The 22,307-nt window shown below is 40.5% G+C and carries 12 protein-coding genes; 4 read left to right on the top strand and 8 right to left on the bottom strand.

Features of this window, described 5'->3' with window-relative positions:
- Positions 1–71 precede the first annotated feature (71 nt).
- From NO991_RS05085 to NO991_RS05075, 3 genes are all read right to left on the bottom strand, one after another.
- Positions 72–1,922 carry a glycoside hydrolase family 13 protein gene (locus tag NO991_RS05085; RefSeq protein ID WP_300360557.1) on the bottom strand — a complete coding sequence of 617 codons (1,851 nt, stop codon included), beginning with the start codon at positions 1,920–1,922 and terminating at the stop codon, positions 72–74.
- Between the two features lie 2 nt (positions 1,923–1,924).
- On the bottom strand, positions 1,925–3,421 hold the full coding sequence (locus tag NO991_RS05080; RefSeq protein ID WP_300544788.1) for a tryptophan halogenase family protein: 1,497 nt from the start codon (positions 3,419–3,421) through the stop codon (positions 1,925–1,927).
- 105 nt (positions 3,422–3,526) lie between these two features.
- The gene (locus NO991_RS05075; RefSeq protein WP_300360561.1) at positions 3,527–6,316 is read right to left on the bottom strand and encodes a TonB-dependent receptor; all 2,790 of its coding nucleotides are present in this window, start codon (positions 6,314–6,316) and stop codon (positions 3,527–3,529) included.
- A 683-nt stretch (positions 6,317–6,999) separates the two neighbouring features.
- On the opposite strand from NO991_RS05075, the gene NO991_RS05070 reads away from it, so the two are divergent.
- Positions 7,000–8,625, top strand: a complete 1,626-nt coding sequence (locus tag NO991_RS05070) for an alpha-glucosidase family protein (RefSeq protein WP_054551456.1) — start codon at positions 7,000–7,002, stop codon at positions 8,623–8,625.
- Between the two features lie 56 nt (positions 8,626–8,681).
- Here the strand turns inward: NO991_RS05070 and NO991_RS05065 are convergent, their stop codons facing one another.
- Complete coding sequence (locus tag NO991_RS05065) at positions 8,682–9,230, bottom strand: TIGR00645 family protein (RefSeq protein ID WP_054551457.1); 549 nt, start codon at positions 9,228–9,230, stop codon at positions 8,682–8,684.
- Between the two features lie 236 nt (positions 9,231–9,466).
- Between NO991_RS05065 and NO991_RS05060 the strand changes: the two genes are divergently transcribed.
- A complete protein-coding gene (locus tag NO991_RS05060; RefSeq protein WP_054551458.1) occupies positions 9,467–9,709 on the top strand; it encodes a hypothetical protein in 243 nt (80 codons plus the stop codon).
- Between the two features lie 133 nt (positions 9,710–9,842).
- On the opposite strand, the gene topA is transcribed toward NO991_RS05060, so the two are convergent.
- Positions 9,843–12,503 carry a type I DNA topoisomerase gene (topA, locus tag NO991_RS05055; RefSeq protein ID WP_138615908.1) on the bottom strand — a complete coding sequence of 887 codons (2,661 nt, stop codon included), beginning with the start codon at positions 12,501–12,503 and terminating at the stop codon, positions 9,843–9,845.
- Between the two features lie 294 nt (positions 12,504–12,797).
- Positions 12,798–16,130: a hypothetical protein gene (locus NO991_RS05050; RefSeq protein WP_138600543.1), complete on the bottom strand. Its 3,333-nt coding sequence runs from the start codon at positions 16,128–16,130 to the stop codon at positions 12,798–12,800.
- A gap of 193 nt (positions 16,131–16,323) precedes the next feature.
- Here NO991_RS05050 and NO991_RS05045 point away from each other — a divergent pair, with 193 nt between their 5' ends.
- Positions 16,324–17,655, top strand: coding sequence for a dicarboxylate/amino acid:cation symporter (locus NO991_RS05045; protein ID WP_371351734.1), 1,332 nt, complete (start codon positions 16,324–16,326; stop codon positions 17,653–17,655).
- Between the two features lie 75 nt (positions 17,656–17,730).
- Here the strand turns inward: NO991_RS05045 and sohB are convergent, their stop codons facing one another.
- Positions 17,731–18,747, bottom strand: coding sequence for a protease SohB (gene sohB / locus NO991_RS05040; RefSeq protein WP_199529719.1), 1,017 nt, complete (start codon positions 18,745–18,747; stop codon positions 17,731–17,733).
- A 114-nt stretch (positions 18,748–18,861) separates the two neighbouring features.
- Positions 18,862–21,294, bottom strand: a complete 2,433-nt coding sequence (locus NO991_RS05035) for a VolA/Pla-1 family phospholipase (RefSeq protein WP_300359887.1) — start codon at positions 21,292–21,294, stop codon at positions 18,862–18,864.
- A gap of 228 nt (positions 21,295–21,522) precedes the next feature.
- On the opposite strand from NO991_RS05035, the gene NO991_RS05030 reads away from it, so the two are divergent.
- On the top strand, positions 21,523–22,266 hold the full coding sequence (locus NO991_RS05030; protein WP_054562005.1) for a YciK family oxidoreductase: 744 nt from the start codon (positions 21,523–21,525) through the stop codon (positions 22,264–22,266).
- Positions 22,267–22,307: the final 41 nt, after the last annotated feature.

Genomic DNA, 22,307 nt, shown 5'->3' with positions numbered 1-22,307 from the left:
ATCAGTTCATACTAATGTTAAGGGCTGCATACGGACAGTAAATGCATACGTATTCAGCCTATTAGTTGCAATTATTCAAGTTCTATTAAGCGTGCTTGCATAGCTTTTAAGCGGATTGGCGCAGCAAGATCAACACGCTCTTCGCTAATTAAATCGCGTCCTTTATTATTGCCTTTCAGCACTTCTTGCATGTAGCTTAAATCCCAATCAATAGCTTGTTGGTTTTTGTTAAGAACAACCAATACAGTTTGGCCATTGTGCTCTCTCACATAGCTGTAAATGCCTTGCTTGGGTGAAAAATGCATTAAACGACCTTCGCTTAACGCTGGTTTTTCTTGACGAAGCTTAAGCAGTTTTTTCATGCTAGCTAACATCTCTTGCTGATCAGCTGAAAGCCCCTTACCTGTGAAGGCATTCGCTTTTTGACCTTTAAACCCACCCGGGAAATCAATGCGAATATCACCGTGGTCATTGCTTGGCGTGTTATCGAGCAGCAGCTCAGTGCCGTAATAAATTTGTGGAATACCACGAGTTGTTAATAACAGCGTCATGGCTAATTTAGTTTTTGCTAGGTCTTGACCCAGCTCAGTGTAAACACGGCTCATGTCATGGTTATCTGCAAACACTAAAATGTTATCTGTATCAGCATATAAAAAGTCATTCGCCAGCGATTGATACACTTTAACCCAACCTGTATTCCAGCTTTCTTCTTCGTTAAGTGCTTGGATCAACGCCTCTTGTAATGAAAAGTCCATTACACTTGGTAACTCAGAGGTATAACCATCTTGATTGACTTTGCCACGCTGCCAATAAGATGCAATTGCTGGGTTGGTTGTCCATTCTTCACCAACAATATTAAAGTTTGGATACTCGGTCATAATCGCTTTAGTCCAATCGGCTAAAAATGCTTTATCTGAGTATGAATAGGTATCAACACGAATGCCGCTTAAGTTGGCGTATTCAATCCACCAAATGGCATTTTGAATTAAATACGTTGATAGTAACGGCTGGCGCTGATTTAAATCAGGCATCGTCTCAACAAACCAACCATCATTAAATTGACGTTTGTCGTATTGGCTCGCATGAGGGTCTTGAATTGTTTGTCTGGCGTGACTAGTGGCATTTTTACCGTTTTCAAACTTGCCATCAAAGTTAACCCAATCTGCCGTTGGCATGTCACTCATCCACTGATGCGATGAACCAAAGTGGTTAAGTACCATGTCCATCACTAAGCCGATACCATGCTCTTTCGCTTCTGCTGATAAGGTTTTATAAAGCGCATTACTGCCCATACGCGGATCAACTTTGTAAAAGTCAGTAATAGCATAACCATGATAAGAATAACTTGGCATGTCATTTTCAAGCACCGGCGTTAACCAAAGTTGAGTCACACCGAGGTCCTCAAGGTAATCTAGGCTATTGATAACACCTTGAATATCACCGCCATGTCGGCCTCCTTTAAAGCTTGGGTTTGCAGCCTCCTGCATACCAGCAATACTATCGTTACTTGGGTCACCATTTACAAAGCGATCAGGGTTTATTAAATAAAGCGTGTCTCTATTTGTAAAGCCATGACGATTGGCACTTTGCTTATCACGGTCATTTAACGGGTAAGTAAAGGTGGTGCCGTCTTCAGCTTTAAAAGTCAGTGCTCCCGCCTTTGCATTATCGCTGATGGTTAAATCTAAAAACGCGTAGTTAGGGTTATTTGTTGTTGTCACCCCTTTAAACTCAACGCCTTTGTAAGGCACCATTTGCCACGCTTTGTTAGCAATATTGTTATCGTAAAGCATGACTTGTAATGAGTCGTTTTGCATCCCTACCCACCAGTTTTCTGGTGACGCAGTAATTGCAAAACTTGCTGTTGAGTTAAAAAGTGTAAATGCGGTTGTTAACGCTAAAAATGTTTGTGTTTTTTTCATAATTAATTTTGTACTTTTTCTAAGAATTGATTGTGGGTCGGCAACTGCTCGACAGTGCTATTAATCAAGGTTTTTAAATTGCTAAATAACTCATTTAATTGCTCATCAGATAACGCATCTGTTAAAGGATGGTGATCCTCTGCAATAAGCCCTTGCCCTATCATTACTTGCTGCCATGCGATTTCGGCAAAGAGCTCATCGTCTTCTCTAATTAGCTTGCCGCTGGTTTTAAATAGCTCAATTTTCTTTCTGAGACTGCATGGAATATCCATGCCTTTACAAAAACGCCAAAACGCACTGTCATCACGCTCAGTAAGCTTGTAATGAAGAATAATAAAATCACGAATTCGCTCAAATTCTGTTTTACTTTGTTGATTAAATTCATCTACAAGGCTTTGTTTAATACCTTGATGAGGAAAAAACTTAATTAAACGAATGGCTGCACTTTGAATTAAATGAATACTGGTCGATTCTAATGGCTCTAAAAAGCCGCTTGATAAGCCGACCGATACCACATTTTTATGCCACTGCTTTAAACGGCGGCCTGTTTTAAACTTAATAACACGCGGCTCTGTCAGTGGTTTGGCAGGTAAATTATCCAAGAGCTGTTGTTTTGCCGCTTCGTCTGATAAGAAACGAGAAGAATACACAAGCCCGTTGCCTACTCGATGCTGTAATGGTATTTGCCACTGCCAGCCTGAGTCTCTTGCAATTGAACGTGTATAAGGAATTGCATCCGAAGCTGATTCACTTTGCACCGCAATCGCGCTATCACACGGTAACCAATGCGACCAATCTTCAAAGCCGGTATTAAGTGTTTGCTCTATTAATAAAGCACGCAAACCAGTGCAATCAATAAATAAGTCGCCATCAATTTGCTCGCCATTTTTAAGTAACAAAGAACGAACATACCCGCTTTGATGGCATTGATTAACCGATTCAATTTTGCCTTCAATGCGTTTAACGCCCCGTGATTGCGCCAACTCTTTTAAGAATTCGCCGTATCGAGTGGCATCAAAATGATAGGCATAATGTAAGCCCGCCAACTGAGTGTTAGGAATGTGCTTAAGGTGAGCAAATTTATGCGCTTTTGCTGCTTGGTAGTTAAGTGAAAAATCCCAAAAGTCAGGCGCGTTTTGTGTTTGATTTGCTTTTAGCCAAAAATGATAAAACTCACAAAACGGAAAATCTTTACCTATTTCACCAAAGGCATGCATGTAGCTGTGATCTTGACTGCGCCAATTTTCAAACTCAATACCGAGCTTAATCGTTGCGCCAGTGGCTTTAATAAATTCTTTTTCAGAAATGCCAAGGGCACCATTTAGATGCAAAATAGGTGGAATACTCGCTTCGCCTACACCCACAGTGCCAATCTCTGCTGACTCTATCAGGGTGATATCAAGCACTTTGCCCAGCACTTTATTAAGTAATGCAGCGGTTATCCACCCTGCTGTGCCACCACCGGCAATCACGACCTTGGTTATTTTTTTTGTTTCCATAGTACACCTAACGCCAATTTCTATTCATTGAGTGTAGCTCACTGATATAAAAAAGCCCTTGTAAAACAAATCACAAGGGCAATTTTCTATCGCTGTTTTAGCTAATTACAGCTTGTAGCTGAAGCCTAACAGGAATGTACGACCGTAGTCTTGGTAGTCACGTACTTGAAGTGAGTTATCACCTTGTAGTGACGTGAACGGCTCTTCTGTGATGTTCTGTACTTGGAAAGTGACAGATAAACCGTCAAGGCTCTCTACACCGCCTTCGCTAAAGTCATAACCAACTTGAGCATCCCAAATTGTTTCGCCTTTAATGTCAACTTGTGTAGTCGCAAAACCTAAACCGTATACGTCACCTTTAAAGTCGCTACGCTTACGCATGCTAGTACGCGCTTGGAAACCGTTACGCTCAAAGTAAACTGTTAAACTATCGATTTGGTCCGATAAACCAGGTAGCTCATAATCGTTACCATTTTGGTCAGTTAAGTCTTGCTCAACACCTGTATGGCTTGCGATTAAACCAAAACCATCAAGTGACTCGCTGAACATAGTGAATGGTAGAGTTAATGAAAGCTCATAACCCCATAGGTCACCAGAACCACCGTTCACTTTACCTGAACCTGTGCCAGTTGAAGTCGCAGGAATTTCACCAGTAGACGGATCAGCTACACCGCTCATGTCGATTTCATAAGTACCATCGAAAATCCACTGAGTGATATCTTTATAGAATACAGCTGCAGCGAAGTAACCTTCTTCATGGAAGTAGTTTTCGTAGCTTAAATCAAAACCAGTTGCTTCTTTTGGCTCAAGCTCAGGGTTACCACCTGATACACTCCAATAGTTACCGTTTTCATCTGGTTGTTGATTGTAAGTAGCGTTAACTGACGCGTTCATTTCGTCTAAGCGAGCACGAGAAATGGTTTTCGCGGCACCAAAACGTACTGTTTGCTCTTCATCAATTGCAAATGATAAGTTGATGCTTGGCAAGAAGTGGCTGTAGTCATGGTTTACATCTGTTGGTGATACAACAACTAAACCATCCACAGTGTTAGCTGCGAAGCCTTGTGAAGACTGTTCAGTTTTCACATAACGCACACCAACGTTACCTGTTACAGGGATAGAGCCCAGCTCTGCATTAATGTCAGCTTGAGCAAAGAACGCTGTTACTTCTTCTTGAACTGTCCAAGACTGTGTCTTGTGTTTTGAATCAGTTAAGCTTTCTTGAAGCAGGCTATAGTAACCATCATTCACTAGACCGTTGGTATCGTAAGCAACCATGTTGCCCATGCCAATGAAATCAAGGCTAGCTGACCCTAAACGGTATTGCTCTGGGATTGATAACATACCCGGGTTTGATAAAGAGAAGTCTTTTAATGTCATGAAGTAACCTTCAGACACTTTGCTCTTTTCACGGTCGCGGTAAGACATACCAAATGACACACGGCTGATGTACGCGTTATCAAGTACTTTGCTAGCCGCAAGTTTCAATGTGCTTAGTTCATCATTGATTTCTGGCGCATTGATGAAACCATCTTGCGCAGTATTTTGATAAGCAGTATCAGTTAGACCGTACTTATCGTTCAGTGCAGCACTTGCACCCCAAGATAATGGGCCACCAAGTTGAATTAAGTCATAATCGCTGTAATCAAGGTTATGGCTGAATTGTGCGCCTGTGTTACCACCGTCAAACTCATAACCAATCGTATCAGCAACACCATTTGCATCACCACGACCTGTACCTGAGTAGCTTTCGATACTCCAGATTTGACGCTCAACTTCAGAGCGGCTTACATCAAATTCTACTGACCAATCATCGCTGATGTCGTATTTTGCATTAAAACCAAACTGAGTTAGCTCCGCGTTACGCTCTTCGTAGTCATTACGAACAACAACACGTTGGCCTTCTGTTACTGCGCTTGTGATGAAACCAGAATCTGCGTCAACAACAGCTGAACTTGGGTCAATTGAACCTTGGCCCCATGCAAATGGCACTTCAATACCACGTAAGATTTTCTCATCAGAGAAATCTACATATAAAGCATCAAAGGTCATGTTCAGGCGATCAGTCGGCGCAGCTTCAATAACAAGCATGGCTGTATCACGTTCAAGCGTTGATGAACGTACGAATGGCTTAGCACCACCTAAGATTGAGTACGTATTACCATCTTCACCTGTAAACTCAGGGTAACCCCATGCGTTCCAACGTTTCTCTTGGTTTGGAGAACTCATCGTGTTGTATGCAAATGCAACACCGATGGTGTCATCAGCAAATTGATCAATATATGAGAACGTACCACGGAAACCTTGATCGTCACCGTCTGGGTTTAATTTATCAAAACCCGTTTGTTCGTACTGGCCATTGAACATGATAACTTGCTCACCTTTGCTTAAAGGTTTAACAGTTTGCATGTCGATAACACCAGCGATACCTTCTGCTTCAATACCTGCGCTTGGGGTTTTGTATACCGTTACGCCACTCATAATTTCTGATGGGTAAAGGTCAAATTCAACGCCACGGTTGTCGCCGATTGAAACTTGCTCACGACCGTTGAATGTTGTTGCACTTTCGTTTTCACTGAAACCACGAACACTTACACGACTAGCTCGACCGTCTAGACGTTGTGCTGTTAAACCAGGAAGGCGTGCAATTGATTCTGCAATTGATGAATCAGGTAATTTACCGATATCTTCAGCTGAGATTGACTCAACAACTTCAGGAGTGAAGCGTTTAGTATTAATAGATTCTACAACACTGCCACGAAAACCTTTTACTTCGATAACTTCAACGTTGTCGTTTTTTGTTTTTTGGTCTTCTTCTGCAGCATACACTACAAAGCTATTTAAACCTGCGGCTGTTAAAGCCAGAGTTAATATACTTGGTTTGAACATAGACATGATGTTTTCCCATTACCCAAATTGTAATGTCAACGTGTTGCAGTTATTCATGAACATAATAGCTGTTATTCGCTGACTGATTTTGTTGTCGAATTGAATATTAACGCCCTGGTTATTTTCTTAACAAATTTATGCATACGTATTCAGCGTAGCTCATCATCACAAATATTAACACCATCTTTACAAAACCACCCCATAACCGATTGAATATAAATGATTTATCAATTTTACTGTGTAAATTAATAGTAATGAAACATTTTCGCTATATTTTCGCCCCCAATTTGGTTACAGAAATAGGTGCTAGGCCATTTATCCCGCTTAAATGGTGACTTAACGCAATAATAATAGGAACGCACATAAATCAATGATAATTGGTCTTACCAATAATCACATTGCACCATTCTGGTGTAAGCCAGCTATATTATGCACCACGCTGGCGTTTTGAGTTGGAATAAGACAATTACTTTACTAATTGGTAAATTTTACGGCGCTAAATTTATGCTGCTCAATTTTAAATCAAGTTAATAGGTTTTACTGAGGACAGAGGTGAATTTGGCGTGCATACGTATGCAGAGTTTTTACAGTATCACACCCTTCACGTATGCTTTTGACATTCCGGCAACATATACGACTAATGGTTGCCTTATAGTTTACACACTCTGAGTGTCACGATGGAGAAAAACATGGCTCAAAAGCAGTGGTATAAAGGTGCGGTTATTTATCAAGTGTATCCGCGCAGTTTCCAAGACACCAATGGCGATGGCATTGGTGATATCAAAGGTATCATTGATCGCATTGATTATATTAAAAGCCTAGGTGTTGATGCTATTTGGGTTTCACCTTTCTTTAAATCACCAATGAAAGACTTTGGTTATGACATCAGTGACTATCGTGATATCGACCCATTGTTTGGTAACCTTGATGATTTTGATGAACTCATTGCACAAGCTCACCAACGTGATATTAAGATCATTATTGATCAGGTATTGAGCCATACCTCAGATCAACATCAATGGTTCCTTGATAGCCGTGAAGATAAGATCAACGATAAAGCAGATTGGTACGTGTGGGCAGATGCCAAACCTGACGGTACACAACCAAATAACTGGTTATCTATTTTTGGTGGTCCTGCATGGCAGTGGGAACCGCGTCGTGGTCAATATTATTTACATAACTTTTTGACTGAACAACCTGATTTAAACTTCCATAACCCTGAAGTACGCAAAGCAGTATTAGACAATGTTGAGTTTTGGCTGAAGAAAGGCGTTGATGGTTTCCGCTTAGATGCAATTAACTTTTGCTATCACGATGCGCAATTACGTGACAACCCGGCTAAGCCACCAGAAAAACGTCAAGGTCGTGGTTTTAGCGAAGACAACCCGTACGCTTTCCAATATCACTACTACAATAATACACAACCTGAAAACCTGACTTTTATGCAGGACATTCGTGCCCTACTAAACAAGTACCCTGGTACCGTTGCATTAGGCGAAATCTCATCTGAAGATTCACTCGCAACCATGGCTGAATACACATCAGGTGGTGACAAACTTCATATGGGTTATAGCTTTGAGCTACTGACTAACGACTATAGCGCTGAATATATTCGTACAACAGTTAGTACTCTTGAGCAGCGTATGACCGAAGGCTGGCCATGTTGGGCATTTAGTAACCATGATGTAGAACGCGTTGCTAGCCGCTGGAGTAAAGATAACATTATCAATCCGCAGCAATGTAAAATGCTTACTGCCCTGTTAGCGTCTTTACGTGGCAGCGTGTGTATGTACCAAGGTGAAGAGCTTGGTTTAGGTGAAGCTGAAGTCGCATTTGAAGACTTACAAGACCCATACGGCATTACATTCTGGCCAAACTTTAAAGGCCGTGATGGTTGTCGTACACCAATGCCATGGGATGCAGCAGATGCTGAGCAAGCTGGTTTCTCTACAGTAAAACCTTGGTTACCTGTAGGCAATGCACACAAATCAGTTGCGGTAAACACGCAAGATCAAGATAAAGATTCAATTTTGAATGCGTATCGTGAATTTATGGCATGGCGTAGAGATAAGAACGTACTGCTTGAAGGCGACATTGAATTTATCGAAACACAAGAGCCTGTGCTTGCTTTTTATAGAACGCTTAACGACACTAAAATGCTTTGTGCATTCAACTTAGGTGCAAAAAGTAGCGAACTGACACTCTCTGATTCTGTGTCTTCACAGCATACAGAGATCTCTCATCACACAGCTGAATTAAACAATAATACAGTCACTCTGCCCGGGTTTGGTTGCTTTTACGCAACCCTGAATTAATAATCAGTTGTTAAACACCAAGCCCTGCAATTGCAGGGCTTTTTTATTTCGTGGTATTAGTGGTTCATGGTTTTACTATTAATGTAATCTGTAAGAGCAAACAACACCCCCGACACCACAAACGTGACATGAATTAACACCTTCCAGAGTAACTCATCTGTTGAATGGTTGTTTGAGCTAATAAATACCTTTAAAAGCTCCACAGCCGAGATTGCAACAATTGCACTAATCAACTTCATCTTAAGGCCAGAGAAACCAACCTTGCCCATCCAAACTGGTCTATCTTCATGGTTTTCTATATTTAATTTTGAAACAAAGTTTTCATAACCACTAAAAATAATAATAAGCAAAAGCCCAGCTAGTAGCGCAGTGTCAACTAAAGTCAAAATACCTACCAAAAGCTCTTGGTTTGACGCAGTGAACGTATTTAAAGCCATGCTGTATAAATATTTAAAGAACTTTAGCAGCAGTAATACCACAGCGACTAATAAGCCAATAAAGAATGGCGCTAGTAACCAACGCGAGCGAAAAATAAAACTCTCTACAACTTGTTCTAGTTTGGTTGGTACTTTCTTTGTTTTTGAATGAGTCCCTTGTTCAGACATAAGTTAGTTCACTTTTCTTTTAAAATTAGCGCGATAATACGTGTTTTGACCTTACGATTACCAGCATTAGAGGCAAAATAGTGGTTATTTTTTGCTTATCTTTACGATAAAAAAATTTCGTTATCTTTTTTTGAAATTTAGTTTATAAATTCACTCAAGCAAAGTGACATACACATTGCGCACCATTACTGTGCATTTAGCCAGTGATAATTAATTTTTTGATTAGGAATAATTAAATGAAAAAAGCATTGCTAGCACTAATTTTGGCACCTGTTTTAAGCGTGTCAGCAACGAATGCAATCGCTAACGAAGCACCTGAAGCATCAGCTGAAATGATCAAAGAATACACTGAAATGTGTTTAAACTGGGCAAAAGATGATGACATCAGCAACGAAGAATTAAAGCCATACGTATTAAAATGTGTAAACGATGAGCTTGAAGCTGAAGGCTATAAAAAAGTAAAAGACGTACAAATCTAATTTTACGTTTACTTAGAATATGAAAAAACCGGAATGACACAATGATGTGCGTTCCGGTTTTTTATTTGCATCTCAAATTAACAATAAGTTTGCGCGACATTACGCCGCGACTTCGATTATATAATCTGGCGATTTATTTTTTGGCTGCTGTTTTTTTCTTAGCAGGCGCTTTCTTTTTACTTTCTTCTACCCATTTACCATTTTGGTAGTGGGCGGTCCAACCTGTGGCTTTGCCATCTACTTCACTCATTACATACTGCTCTTTATTTTTGCGGCTGTAGCGAACGACTGAAGGATTTCCATCAGGATCTTGTGTAGGTGCGTCAGCAAGGTAATAAAACTTTTCAGAAATACGATCTCTAAAACGCTTTAATTCTTCCACTTTAGGCGCACGCGTTTCACGTGATTTAGGGAAAGTATTAGCCGCTAAGAAAATACCTGACGCACCATCACGCAGTACAAAATAAGCTTCTGACTTTTCACATTCAAGTTCAGGTAAGTGAACTGGATCTTCTTTTGGTGGCGCAGCTTCACCATTTTTGAGTAACTTACGTGTATTTTTACACTCTTCATTACTACAACCGAAGTACTTACCAAAACGACCAGATTTTAACTGCATGTCTGAGCCACATTTATCACATTCGATAATAGGGCCGTCGTAGCCTTTAATTTTAAAGGTGCCTTGCTCAACGATATAACCCTTACATGCCGGGTTGTTACCACACACATGTAACTTACGTGTTTCGTCAATTAAGTATGAATCCATTGCCGTTTCACAAATTGGGCAACGCTTCATTTGCATTAGAGATTCAGTTTCTACGTCTTCGACATCCGCAGCAATAGCTTCATCGCCTGATACCAAATTCATGGTTGTAGTACAGCGCTCTTTAGGTGGCAAGTTGTAACCAGTACAACCTAAAAATACACCCGTTGATGCGGTACGAATCCCCATCTTACGACCACACGTAGGGCAATCAATATCAGTTTCGACCATTTGGTTTTGACGCATGCCACCCTGCTCTTCGTCACCTGAGGCAATTTCAAGCTGTGTTGAAAAGTCTGCGTAAAATCTATCAAGTACTTGTGTCCAAACACGCTCACCCTCTGCGATGTCATCGAGACGGCCTTCCATCTTAGCGGTAAAGTCAAAGTTCATCAGATCTTCGAAGTTCTCAACTAAGCGGTCTGTAACTATCTCGCCCATTTTTTCAGCGAAGAAGCGGCGATTTTCAACACGCACATAACCACGATCTTGAATCGTAGAGATGATAGATGCATAAGTAGATGGACGACCAATGCCACGCTTTTCTAATTCTTTAACTAGGCTCGCTTCACTAAAGCGTGCAGGTGGCTTTGTAAAATGTTGTTTAGGATCTAGCTCAACAAGCGTTAAAACATCACCTTCTTTAACTGCTGGCAGTGATTGATCTTCTTCATTCTTTTTACGAACAGCCGGTTGGACTTTTGTCCAACCATCAAAGCGAAGAACGCGACCTTTAGCTTTTAACTGATATTCGCCAGCACCCACTGTTAAAGTGGTTAGATCGTATTCCGCAGGAACCATCTGGCAGGCAACAAATTGGCGCCAAATTAATTCGTAAAGTTTTTTAGCATCTGCTTCAACACCGTCTAAATGACCAGATAGTACGGTAACACTAGAAGGACGGATCGCTTCGTGTGCCTCTTGTGCATTGCCTTTAGAGCTATAACTAATCGGTGCTTTCGGTAAATATTTTTCACCAAATTGCTCTGTCACGTAATCACGACACATTTCAACTGCATCTTTCGATAAATTAGTTGAGTCGGTACGCATATAGGTAATGTGACCCGCTTCATATAAGCGTTGAGCAAGCATCATGGTTTTCTTAACACCATAACCTAAGCGCGTACTGGCAGCCTGTTGCATGGTTGAAGTAATAAAAGGTGCGCTCGGTTTACTCTTGCTAGGCTTTTCTTCAACGCTAATGACTTTGTAGTCAGCTTTTTCGAGTTCACTAACAGCAGACATCGCCTGCTCTTCATTAACTGGTTTAAAAGGCTTGTCAGCGTGTTTAGTAACTTCTAAGCGTAAAGCTGCCTCTGTATTTTTAACGTCAGCGTGGATATCCCAAAACTCTTCGGGGATAAATGCTTTGATTTCGCGTTCACGTTCAACAAGTAAACGTACTGCAACAGATTGCACACGACCGGCTGATAAGCCACGTGCTACTTTAGCCCACAGTAATGGCGACACCATAAAACCCACGACTCGGTCAAGAAAACGACGCGCTTGTTGCGCATAAACCATGTCAGTGTTTAGTTCACCGGGTGTTTCAAATGCCTGCTGAATCGCATTTTTAGTAATTTCATTAAAAACAACTCGCTTATATTTTTCAGGCTCGCCACCAATAATTTGTTCGAGGTGCCATGCAATCGCTTCCCCTTCTCTATCCAAATCGGTTGCGAGATAGATTTTATCGGCGTTTTCAGCAAGTTTCTTTAATTCTTGAACAACTTTCTCTTTGCCCGGTAAGACTTCGTAATGTGGCTCCCAGCCTTTTTCAGGGTCAATACCCATACGAGCAACTAAATTTTTATAGTCGCGTTGCTTTTTATAGGCAGCTTTTTCTTCTGGTGACATTTTTCGAACTTCAGCAGGGGTTTTCGTCGCTGCAGTTTTTGTTTTGCCTGAACCTGAAGTTGGTAGATCACGCACATGCCCAACACTGGACTTTACGATGAAATCGTTACCTAAGTATTTATTAATTGTTTTTGCCTTTGCAGGAGACTCTACAATTACAAGTGATTTGCCCATAGTTGCCTATTTCTGACCGAGTATTTTAAAAGTTTTTTGCCCTTATAAATGTATATCAATCACATTAAACAAATAAGTATGATTTTTATCATTGGAGCACGAATATTTATAGGTATATCTACAAACACCAATTGTTACAAGCTTTTAATAGAAACTTTTCTTCATTGACTGAATAATTAAACAATTTTTGTTGCTAATTTAGTCAATGTGGTGTTTTAAGGTAATTTCAAGGGGAATATATAGAACAGCAACAAAAATGCCAACCTTCTGGTTGGCATTTTTTAAGATTTAACTTTATTTATCATCGATTATTGAAATCGAGCGGCTCACCGTTTTAGTTCCGCCAAGCTGATTTTCAAATTGGAAAGTTATAGTTAGTACACCATCTTGATCTTGGTTACCATCAGACTCCCTAGCAATTCGAACATCAGAATACATTGTTGAGTCACGATTTGTGCTCGGAATCGTTTCCTCATGCTCAATAATAGAAAAATCTCCATTATCGGCTGTTAGCGACACTTCAGTTCCAGCAGGAAGTGGATTACCAAACTCATCACTGTAAAAAATACGTACATTGATACTAGATAAACCCACTTCTAAGGTCTCAGGATCTGTTTCATTGGGGTCTGTTGCATCATAGTCTGGGTTGGCACGAGATACTTCAGATAAATCAATAGAGGCGACATCGCACCACAACGCATTATCAGATACCTCAAATACACCAGCTATTGTGCTCGAACAATCAGCAGGCACTAAAACCTCATATGGAGCAGATACTACTTCATTGGATTTTAATACAGCAAAGCGAACATATGGATCATCACCAGACATGACAACTTCAATTTGCTTACGAACTTCAATTAAATCACGGGTACACTGGCCTGCATTAAAGGCAGCTTCACTACACAATAAGCCATTATACAAACCATCTGCACCGTCATAAATTCCGTTATTATTAAGGTCACGCCATGTTTCGTTATGACCACCACGCGAGTTTAATTCAGAACATTGATCTGTGTTCGGATCGTAACTATCACTATCTGCATCACTGCAGTTCGCCTTGTCAAAAGTGCTATTTTCATTATGATCATTAAACGCTTCTGGTAAGTCATATAATGTGTAGTATTCGCCAATATCGAATAAACCATTGCGCCTAGTTATGCCATCTGATGACTCTTCATCGACAAAGCTTTCTTGACCTTTTGCAACAGCAATAATACTTGTTCTTCCGCCTCGTATAACACCATTAGGATCGTTTTTAGCGCGAACTAATGTCCCGATACAAGGCGCTGCAGTTTCAAAATAAGGATCGCAGTTAACATCACCCGTCTTAGGGTTTATACCTTCGGTAGTTGCAGAGTTACCATCGATTTCACCAATTCTATTACCCCACTTGTAATCATAGAACGGTCGCTCACCTTGTGAACGCCACGTTACTACACATGACGCGTCAGTAGTACGACACACCGCTTCATTACTTTGTGGACCTACAACGCCTGATTCTGTCAAAACTGTTGATTCGACACCATTACTATTAAATTGATTAAATTGGTCACCAAAATAAACCGTAAGACTATTAGTAATTCCATTGTAATTCAGTGCATTAGGGTTAAAAACTTGAGGGCTTAAATCGAAACTATTTTGATCCGTAATGCCTGAATATAATGCAAGTTGCGATGATACTGCATTGATTTGCTCTGCTAGTGGTACGAGGTGAAGCGTTCCTTCAGGACAAATGTCATTTGTTGGTTCATCTGCACACAACTGCACCTCATCTGTCCAACATGATAAATCATCACCTTCTGGTAATGCAGCAACATCTGTTTTTGAAACAAAACAAGCCTTAACTACAAGAGGACCAGGCACAATACCTGAAGTGACCGTAGTTTGCACAACACCATCATTGTCTGTATTCGCTGTACGTTGAGTCAAACCAGCTAAACCAGTTGAGTCTGTTAACTTAAAGTCAATTCGCTGCTGTGGCGATACAATGCCGTCGGCATCTAATAATCTAAAGCGAACGACAGACTGTGTAGGTAAGCCACCTTCACCTGGAGGAAGAGCAATTACCGGTTCTGAGACGTCGATAAACTGAATTGATTGTACTGCTGAAACTTCAACAGGGATGATCGTTGAAGCAGTAAAGTTCTTTCCGCCCGTTTCGACTGTAATATTAACAACATCATCAATTCCGCAACCATTGGCTCTATAGGTAGAACTAGCTATACCGCTTGATGATTTTACAGAGGCATCAATACTTGAATTATTGTTATCAACACATGTTGAACTAAATTCTACATCTGTTGGTGTGGTATATAAATTCCCTTCTTCGTCCTTTAAAGTGACCTCAATAATTGTACTTCCTCCAGCTTTAAGAGGAATTACATCACCATTTGAGTCAACATTTAGGCCGTTGTCCACTTCTAGAATTAAATCTGCGATACCTACTGCAAAGTTAGTGCTAATTTGTTCATCTAAAGCAGATACTGTAATTGTTCCTGCACCGCCAGTGTTACCAGGTTGGATTTTCAATAGTGCAACACCAAAGCTATCAGTCAACGCTCGACCTGATGATGGAAGGACTGTCCCTAGATCAGTTGTTACTTCGACTAGTGCATTAGCAACAGCGTCACCACTTTGCTGATTCGTTACTTCAATAAATAAATCAGCAAGTTCAGCACTCGATACCGAGTTAGTTATGCTACAGCCTGATGCTATTGAGGTCGGGTCTAGTTTTACGTTACTTCTATTGTCATCCCAAGAAGGGACACAACCAGTTAAAAGAGAAGCTGTAACCGAATACTGTATAGCATCATCAGGGGCTTCATCACCATTAGAAATAAAGCCAGCAATTTTAGTGACTGCATTACCGCTTTCATCTGTATAGGTTGCTACAACTTGACCTGCCCCTTTCGCATCACCACTGCTCAGTGTTACAGAAGCTTCACCATTTGAATCTGTTAGAGCGGTTCCTAAAACAGGCGTAATTTTACCTGTAAAATTAGTGCTAAATGAAATAAGTTGACCTGCAAGGGGCGTCTCTTCATCAAGCAAAGTTGCTGTGACTGTACCTTTATTATCTTTGCTTACAGGGTTATCAACAGTAAACGGTGCTCCAGAAGTGTCTGTAATAGTGAGGTTTAATGTGACGCTGCCGCTCACACTTGAATCATCTGATTCTGAACCATCCGATGTGAAACCAAATGTGTCGCTGTAGGTATCTCCATCAAGAGCGTAGGTAGCAGTTACTATACCAGCGCCAGCAGTATCACCTGCCGTAAGTTTAATAGAAGCAACACCATTGCTATCTGTTAGATCAGTTCCAGATACTGGATCTAAAAGACCAATATCGCCGTTTAAACTAAAGTTAATCACAACCCCAGCAACAGCTTCATCATTATTTGTTAATGTAGCAGATATTGTTAACGGAGAGTCAGCTGTTACCTGATTATCTTGTTCACCAGATGACAGCGAAAAACCTTGTACTGCAATTTCATAACTAGCTTCAGCTGTTGAATCATCCCCACCATCAAGCGAACCACCATCACTTTCCAGTGAGCCACCGCCACCACATGCAGCTAATAATGAGCTGAAAACTATTACACTTAGCCATCGAAATAAAGGCATTGACCTCTCCCTAGTTAGCTATTTCAAACTTTGTTTTATTATTTACCTAATATTAACCTAAAATCAGTCCGAAAATAATCATTTTTTTATTCATTTCTTAACGAATTAATTTAATTATTTATCGAATTTTTCTGTATAAAAATCCTTATGCTGGTAGTCTATGACAAAATTTATAACAAGATAGATTAGGTGTATGTCAAAAGTACGGTCTTTAAGCCTTACATCTCGTATCATGGTTGGTATGGTACTTGGTGTAGTTGTTGGTTTTATCTTTCAAGCCATTTTAGCGGGTGAAGACGATTTCCTTATTCCATTAGGGTTATTCTCTTTACCTATTAAAGCTTTTTTTGTTGATGGTATTTTCCATGTTGGCGGGCAAATATTCATTGCAAGCTTAAAAATGCTTGTGGTGCCTTTAGTATTTGTATCACTTGTTTGTGGAACTTGTAGCTTGAGCGACCCAAAAAAGTTAGGTCGACTAGGTGGTAAGTCTATTTTGCTTTATTTAGCGACAACGGCAATCGCCATTACTGTTGCTATCACCTTGGCGTTATTAGTGAATCCAGGTGAGGGAATCAATTTACCTTCAGATGCTAACTATAGTGCGAAAGAAGCTCCCACCCTTGCGCAAGTCATTATTGGTATGTTCCCAACAAACCCTATTGATGCAATGGCAAGTGGCAACATGCTCCAAGTTATCGTTTTTGCCTTGTTATTTGGTGTTGCGATGGCACTCAGTGGAAAAGCAGGTAAACGTGTGGCCAGTGTTTTTGAAGATTTAAATACCGTAATTTTAAAGCTTGTAACACTGCTTATGAATATTGCACCGTATGGTGTATTTTTCTTAATGGCAAAATTATTTACAACTATTGACTTAAAGCTTATCACTAGCTTGGCCTTATATTTTGGTGTTGTTGTTTTTGCTTTATTATTTCACGGTTTTGTGAATTACAGCCTGTTACTTAAGCTGTTTACAAGTCTAAACCCTATTACATTTCTAAAGAAAATGAAAAATGCCTGTTTATTTGCATTTAGTACATCAAGCTCAAGCGCAACTATGCCTATTACCCTTGAAACAGCAAATAAAAAGTTAGGTGCTCATAACTCTGTTGCTTCTTTTACCGTGCCCCTTGGCGCAACCATCAACATGGATGGTACGGCGATTATGCAAGGCGTTGCGACTGTTTTTATTTCGCAAGTTTTTGCAGTAGATTTAACGATTTCTGATTATCTGATGGTTATTTTAACCGCAACCCTTGCTTCTGTAGGTACTGCTGGTGTTCCGGGTGTAGGCCTTATTATGTTAGCTATGGTATTAAATCAAGTTGGATTGCCTGTAGAAGGTATTGCTATCATCATTGGTGTCGACCGCTTACTTGATATGACGCGAACCGCTGTTAACGTGACCGGTGACTGCATGGTCACCTGTGTGGTTGCAAAATCTGAAGGTGAGTTTGATGAGGACGTATTTAACGACCCAAATGCCGCTAAAGATTTAGAAGATTACCATAAATCTATTAATTAATTTCACACTAATTAACTCATAAAAAACCCGCTAAATAATAAGCGGGTTTTTTATACTACTTTCATATTTTTAAATTTAAGGGTTTAAGCCTTTTAAACGAGACATTAAAGTCACTCCCGCTTTACTTACCCCTGAACTTAATCCGACGGCGAGCTTATCGCTTAAATTCTTCTTAATACGGTATTTTACTTTAAAAATTTGACGTTCTTTAGCTTGACTCAATAAAATGTCATCACTTGTTTCAATCTTATCAACTAAACCTTTATCAAACGCTTGAGTAGCAAACCAATGTTCACCGGTTGCAACAGTATCAATATCTAGAGATGGACGTTGCTCACTCACAAAGGTTTTAAATAAACCGTGGGTTTGTTCTATTTCTTCTTTGAATTTTTCACGACCTTTATCGGTATTTTCACCAAAGATAGTTAGCGTACGCTTGTATTCACCTGCGGTGATTTGCTCAAAATCAACATCATTCTTTTTCAAGATTTTATTAAAGTTAGGAATTTGCGCAATAACACCTATCGAGCCAACAATTGCAAAAGGTGCTGCAACAATCTCATTGGCCACACAGGCCATCATATAACCACCACTTGCTGCTACTTTATCAATAGCAACAGTCAAATGAATTCCTGCATTACGTAAGCGTTGAAGTTGAGAAGCAGCAAGACCATAGCCGTGCACCACACCTCCACCACTTTCAAGGCGAACCAGTACGCGGTCTTTTTCTTTGTCAGCAATGGTTAAAATAGCGGTAATTTCTTCGCGAAGACTTTCGACTTCATGGGCATCAACACTGCCATTGAAATCAATAACATATAAACGCGATTTAGGCTCGTCGTTTTGCTGTTTTTTAGCCTCAGTTTTTTGCTGTTTTTGATGAGCCTTGAGCTCTTTTTTAGAAAGGGTATTTTCGATAAAGCTTTGTTTTAGATCATCAAGTTGCTCACTTAAATCATCAATTGTTATCTCCCCTTTCTTCGCTTTTGGTTTCACTGCTGCGCCCATGATAATGGCAACAATCACTGCAATTGCGATGACAAATGTCAGGGTCTTTGCAAAAAACAACCCGTATTCATATAAAAATTCCAATCAAACTCTCCATTTATTAATACTTCGGCACAATTTACCACGCTTTAAAGCAAAAAAAAGCCACATGATGTGGCTTTTTACTTAATTGGTTATTACGTAATTAATAGCATTTAATTATTCAGTAACAACTTCTGTATTTGTAACTTGAAGATACTGCCCACGACTTGCTAAGAAAGTCGCGATTTGTAATTGCATTTCTGTAGTTGCTGCTGCACTTTCTTCAGCAGTAGCACCTGAATCTTCTGTCGCTGCAGGTGATAATACAGAGCTGTGATGGCCTTTCGTGAATTTAACCACATAGCTCATTGCATCAGCAGTCGGGCCTTGAGTTTCTGCTACAGTTGATAAGCCCATTAGATTAGCAAGAGGTAAGCTACCAGCAATTGGGTTGCTCGCCACCATTGGTGGAATAACCATATCAGCATTGTTGTTAGCACCATCGCCAACCACTACACTCATGTACACTGGCGTGCCAAGCGCTGCAACAGAGGCTGCATAATTTGACGGGTCACCACTATCAAGTGCTGTTTGTGCAGCAAAAGCAAATTGAGTAACCACACTTTGAATGTTTGCTAGTTTTTCTGTTTCGCCTGCCACTGTTAGTGAACCAACGTACTCTTTATAAGCACATGTGACAAATTTAGTTTGGTCTGGTAATAGCACGCCACAATTTGATAACGCTTCATTTTGAGCATAAGCACCAAACTCAGCAGATTCAGCTGTACCGGCTGCAAGTAATACAGAGCCTTGAACAAATGGGCCAAATGTATTTGACTCAATTAAGAAGCTTGCGATACCACCGCCGCCACTGGCAAGTGCTACGCTTTTAACGTTGAACATTGGATCAACTTGGTCAGCTAGCGGTGCATTAGTAACAGCAACAAATGCTGGGGCAACTACCGAGCCTAATGAATGACCTAAGAATGATACATCTCGCGCATTTAAATCAGCAGCACCGGTAAAGTTAAGACCCAAACGTAAACCAAGTAAATCAGCAACTGATTGACGTAAGCTATCACGGGCTACTAATAATGACTGTAAGTTCATATAGCTTAATACAGAACCAGTAGAGGCATTAAAGTCGTCAGTACCGTCGCCATCTACATCTACACCACGCTCACCATGCATAGGATGATCGATTGCAGCTGTTGCAAAGCCTTGCAGTGTTAATTGTGCAGTAATGGCTAACATATCTTCTTTTTTAGAAGTAATGCCGTGCTGAAGGATAACAACTGGCCAGCCTGTCTCAGGCATGCTCAATGCGTCTAAGCCGAGCTGAGCTCGCACTGCATTAATTACAGGTAAAATTGGTTTAGTAATTTGTACTGGCACATTAGCAATACTTTGTGTTTTTGGAATTGTGTTGTACTTAGTTAAGTGTTTAGTTTGGTCTAAACCTAAATCACGTAACTTGCCTTCACTTAACGCCATACACAGGCCATCAGTTTCGCTAATAGGGTCTGTTGGGAATGAATCACCCGCTGCGGCTGCATAACCTAGTACCGCAACACCGCTATCACATAAACCTTGCCAGTAAGTCGCAGATAAATCATCAACCGTTGTGCCAGTTGGTGTAGCTAAATACATAGGTAACATTACGCTACCTTTTTGATACTGCACACCACCAAACACAGGTGACACACCAGTAATACCTTGTGATGCAAATACTTGCTCAACGGTAATAACGGGTTGATCAGGAATTTGCACCATAGGCGTCGGTAGTGCATCTTGGGTTAAACTTGCAGCAAGAAGCTGCTTAACTGTTCCAAGCACTTGACCTGCTGATTGCATTGTCATCGCTGCTGAGTAAATGATTTCATCTTTTGTGATTGCACCACCTGATGTCACTGCGTTTTCATAGCTATTGATAACCGCTTGAAGTGACTTTTGTGAGTCGGTAATAAGTGTTGCTTCCTCGCTCACGAGTGCATAAGTTGAAGAAGGCTCAATTGAGCGCCCTTCTGAGTCCATTAATGACGTTGTCAAAACATTAATGTAAGTGCTGCCAGCTTTAAATGGCTTAAGTGGGATCACAGCAACCGCATCACCAGAACCTTGTGTGATAAAGTCAACACCGAAAGTAAGTTCAGACACTAATTTACAAGCGATACCAGCTGGTACTTGTGAACAGGTTTCGTCTGTTTGGCTTGCACCCATAACAACTTCAAAAATACGCACAGCGCCTGGTGAAGCAGCAGATGTCATATCAAGAGAGATACCCGAAGGAAAAGTTAAGTCAATTTTAAACGGAGTTTGCGTAGACCAACCATCAAGCGCACCAAGTGCAAGTTGTGGATCAGCATAGGCCGCACGGTCAACACTAACATTGTCGTCGTCTAATTCACCCGGCATATTTAAAGTACCATCAAGCGTACCACTCATAAGTAAATCATTCGGCACTGAGATAACACTATTCGCTGGGTCAAATTTTACTGTCGCGGTTGGGAGAACAGGAGGATTATCATTTTTTACATCTTCTAATGTTTCTCCTCCACCACAGCCAGTAATGGCTGACGCAATGGCTAGTGAGAGTAGCAGTTTTTTCATAATTTCGCTCCGCGCAAATCTTATTGTTATTGTGTGTTCAAAGTTAAAAGTAGTGGTTCTACTACCTTCATTCTAAGTTAATTTAATGTAATTAGGTTATTAATGAGACATTAGACCAGTTAAACTTAACGTAAAGTTTCAATTTTCGCCACCTTAATTTGCAATAAATTCGATAACTTGGCTTTTTGCTATGGTAAAATAGTAAAAAACTTAATCGATGGTACGTTTATGCATACTTATAAAGCCGCAGAGAATGCGCTAAAAGACAAAGTAATTTTAATAACAGGTGCTGGTGACGGCATTGGTCGTGTTGCCGCACTAACTTATGCTAAGCATGGTGCCACTGTTATTTTACTCGGAAAAACAACCAATAAGCTTGAATGTGTTTACGATGAAATTGTAAACGCTGGCTATCCACAACCGGCTATTGTGCCAATGGATTTAAAAGGTGCCACAAAGCAAAACTACCGTGACTTAGCTGCAACCATCGAAATGCAGTTCGGTAAGTTAGACGGCTTACTTAATAATGCAGGTATTTTAGGTTCATTAGGTCCACTTGAGCACTTCTGTGTATCAACATTTGAAAACATCATGAAAGTGAATGTAACTGCACAAGCTATGATCACTAAATTTATGTTCCCTCTGCTTCGAAAATCTGACAGTGCATCTGTTATTTTTACTTCATCTGGGGTGGGTCGCCAAGGCCGCGAACACTGGGGTGCGTATGCTATCTCAAAGTTTGCTGTAGAGGGCATGATGCAAACGTGGGCTTGTGAAGTGGGTAAAACCAATATTCGCGTAAACTGTATCAATCCTGGCGCTACCCGCACATCAATGCGTGCATCTGCATACCCTGGTGAAGATAGGGATAAGTTAGCAACACCCGAAGATTTAATGCCAACTTATTTATACTTGATGAGCGACGACTCTAAAGAAGTTAATGGTCAGTCTTTAGATGCTCAACAAAAATAAGCCAGAAACAAATATCTAGACACAAAAAAAGCAGCTTTCGC

The sequence above is a fragment of the Pseudoalteromonas sp. DY56-GL22 genome, from assembly GCF_041414715.1.
GTDB lineage: Bacteria > Pseudomonadota > Gammaproteobacteria > Enterobacterales > Alteromonadaceae > Pseudoalteromonas > Pseudoalteromonas simplex.
This window is presented reverse-complemented; position numbering and strand designations above follow the sequence as displayed.

Bases quoted from the DNA above. Each gene is read 5' to 3' on its own strand.
- NO991_RS05085 (WP_300360557.1), bottom strand. From the start codon at position 1,922: ATGAAAAAAACACAAACATTTTTAGCGTTAACAACCGCATTTACACTT.
- NO991_RS05080 (WP_300544788.1), bottom strand. From the start codon at position 3,421: ATGGAAACAAAAAAAATAACCAAGGTCGTGATTGCCGGTGGTGGCACA.
- NO991_RS05075 (WP_300360561.1), bottom strand. From the start codon at position 6,316: ATGTCTATGTTCAAACCAAGTATATTAACTCTGGCTTTAACAGCCGCA.
- NO991_RS05070 (WP_054551456.1), top strand. From the start codon at position 7,000: ATGGCTCAAAAGCAGTGGTATAAAGGTGCGGTTATTTATCAAGTGTAT.
- NO991_RS05065 (WP_054551457.1), bottom strand. From the start codon at position 9,230: ATGTCTGAACAAGGGACTCATTCAAAAACAAAGAAAGTACCAACCAAA.
- NO991_RS05060 (WP_054551458.1), top strand. From the start codon at position 9,467: ATGAAAAAAGCATTGCTAGCACTAATTTTGGCACCTGTTTTAAGCGTG.
- topA (WP_138615908.1), bottom strand. From the start codon at position 12,503: ATGGGCAAATCACTTGTAATTGTAGAGTCTCCTGCAAAGGCAAAAACA.
- NO991_RS05050 (WP_138600543.1), bottom strand. From the start codon at position 16,130: ATGCCTTTATTTCGATGGCTAAGTGTAATAGTTTTCAGCTCATTATTA.
- NO991_RS05045 (WP_371351734.1), top strand. From the start codon at position 16,324: ATGTCAAAAGTACGGTCTTTAAGCCTTACATCTCGTATCATGGTTGGT.
- NO991_RS05035 (WP_300359887.1), bottom strand. From the start codon at position 21,294: ATGAAAAAACTGCTACTCTCACTAGCCATTGCGTCAGCCATTACTGGC.
- NO991_RS05030 (WP_054562005.1), top strand. From the start codon at position 21,523: ATGCATACTTATAAAGCCGCAGAGAATGCGCTAAAAGACAAAGTAATT.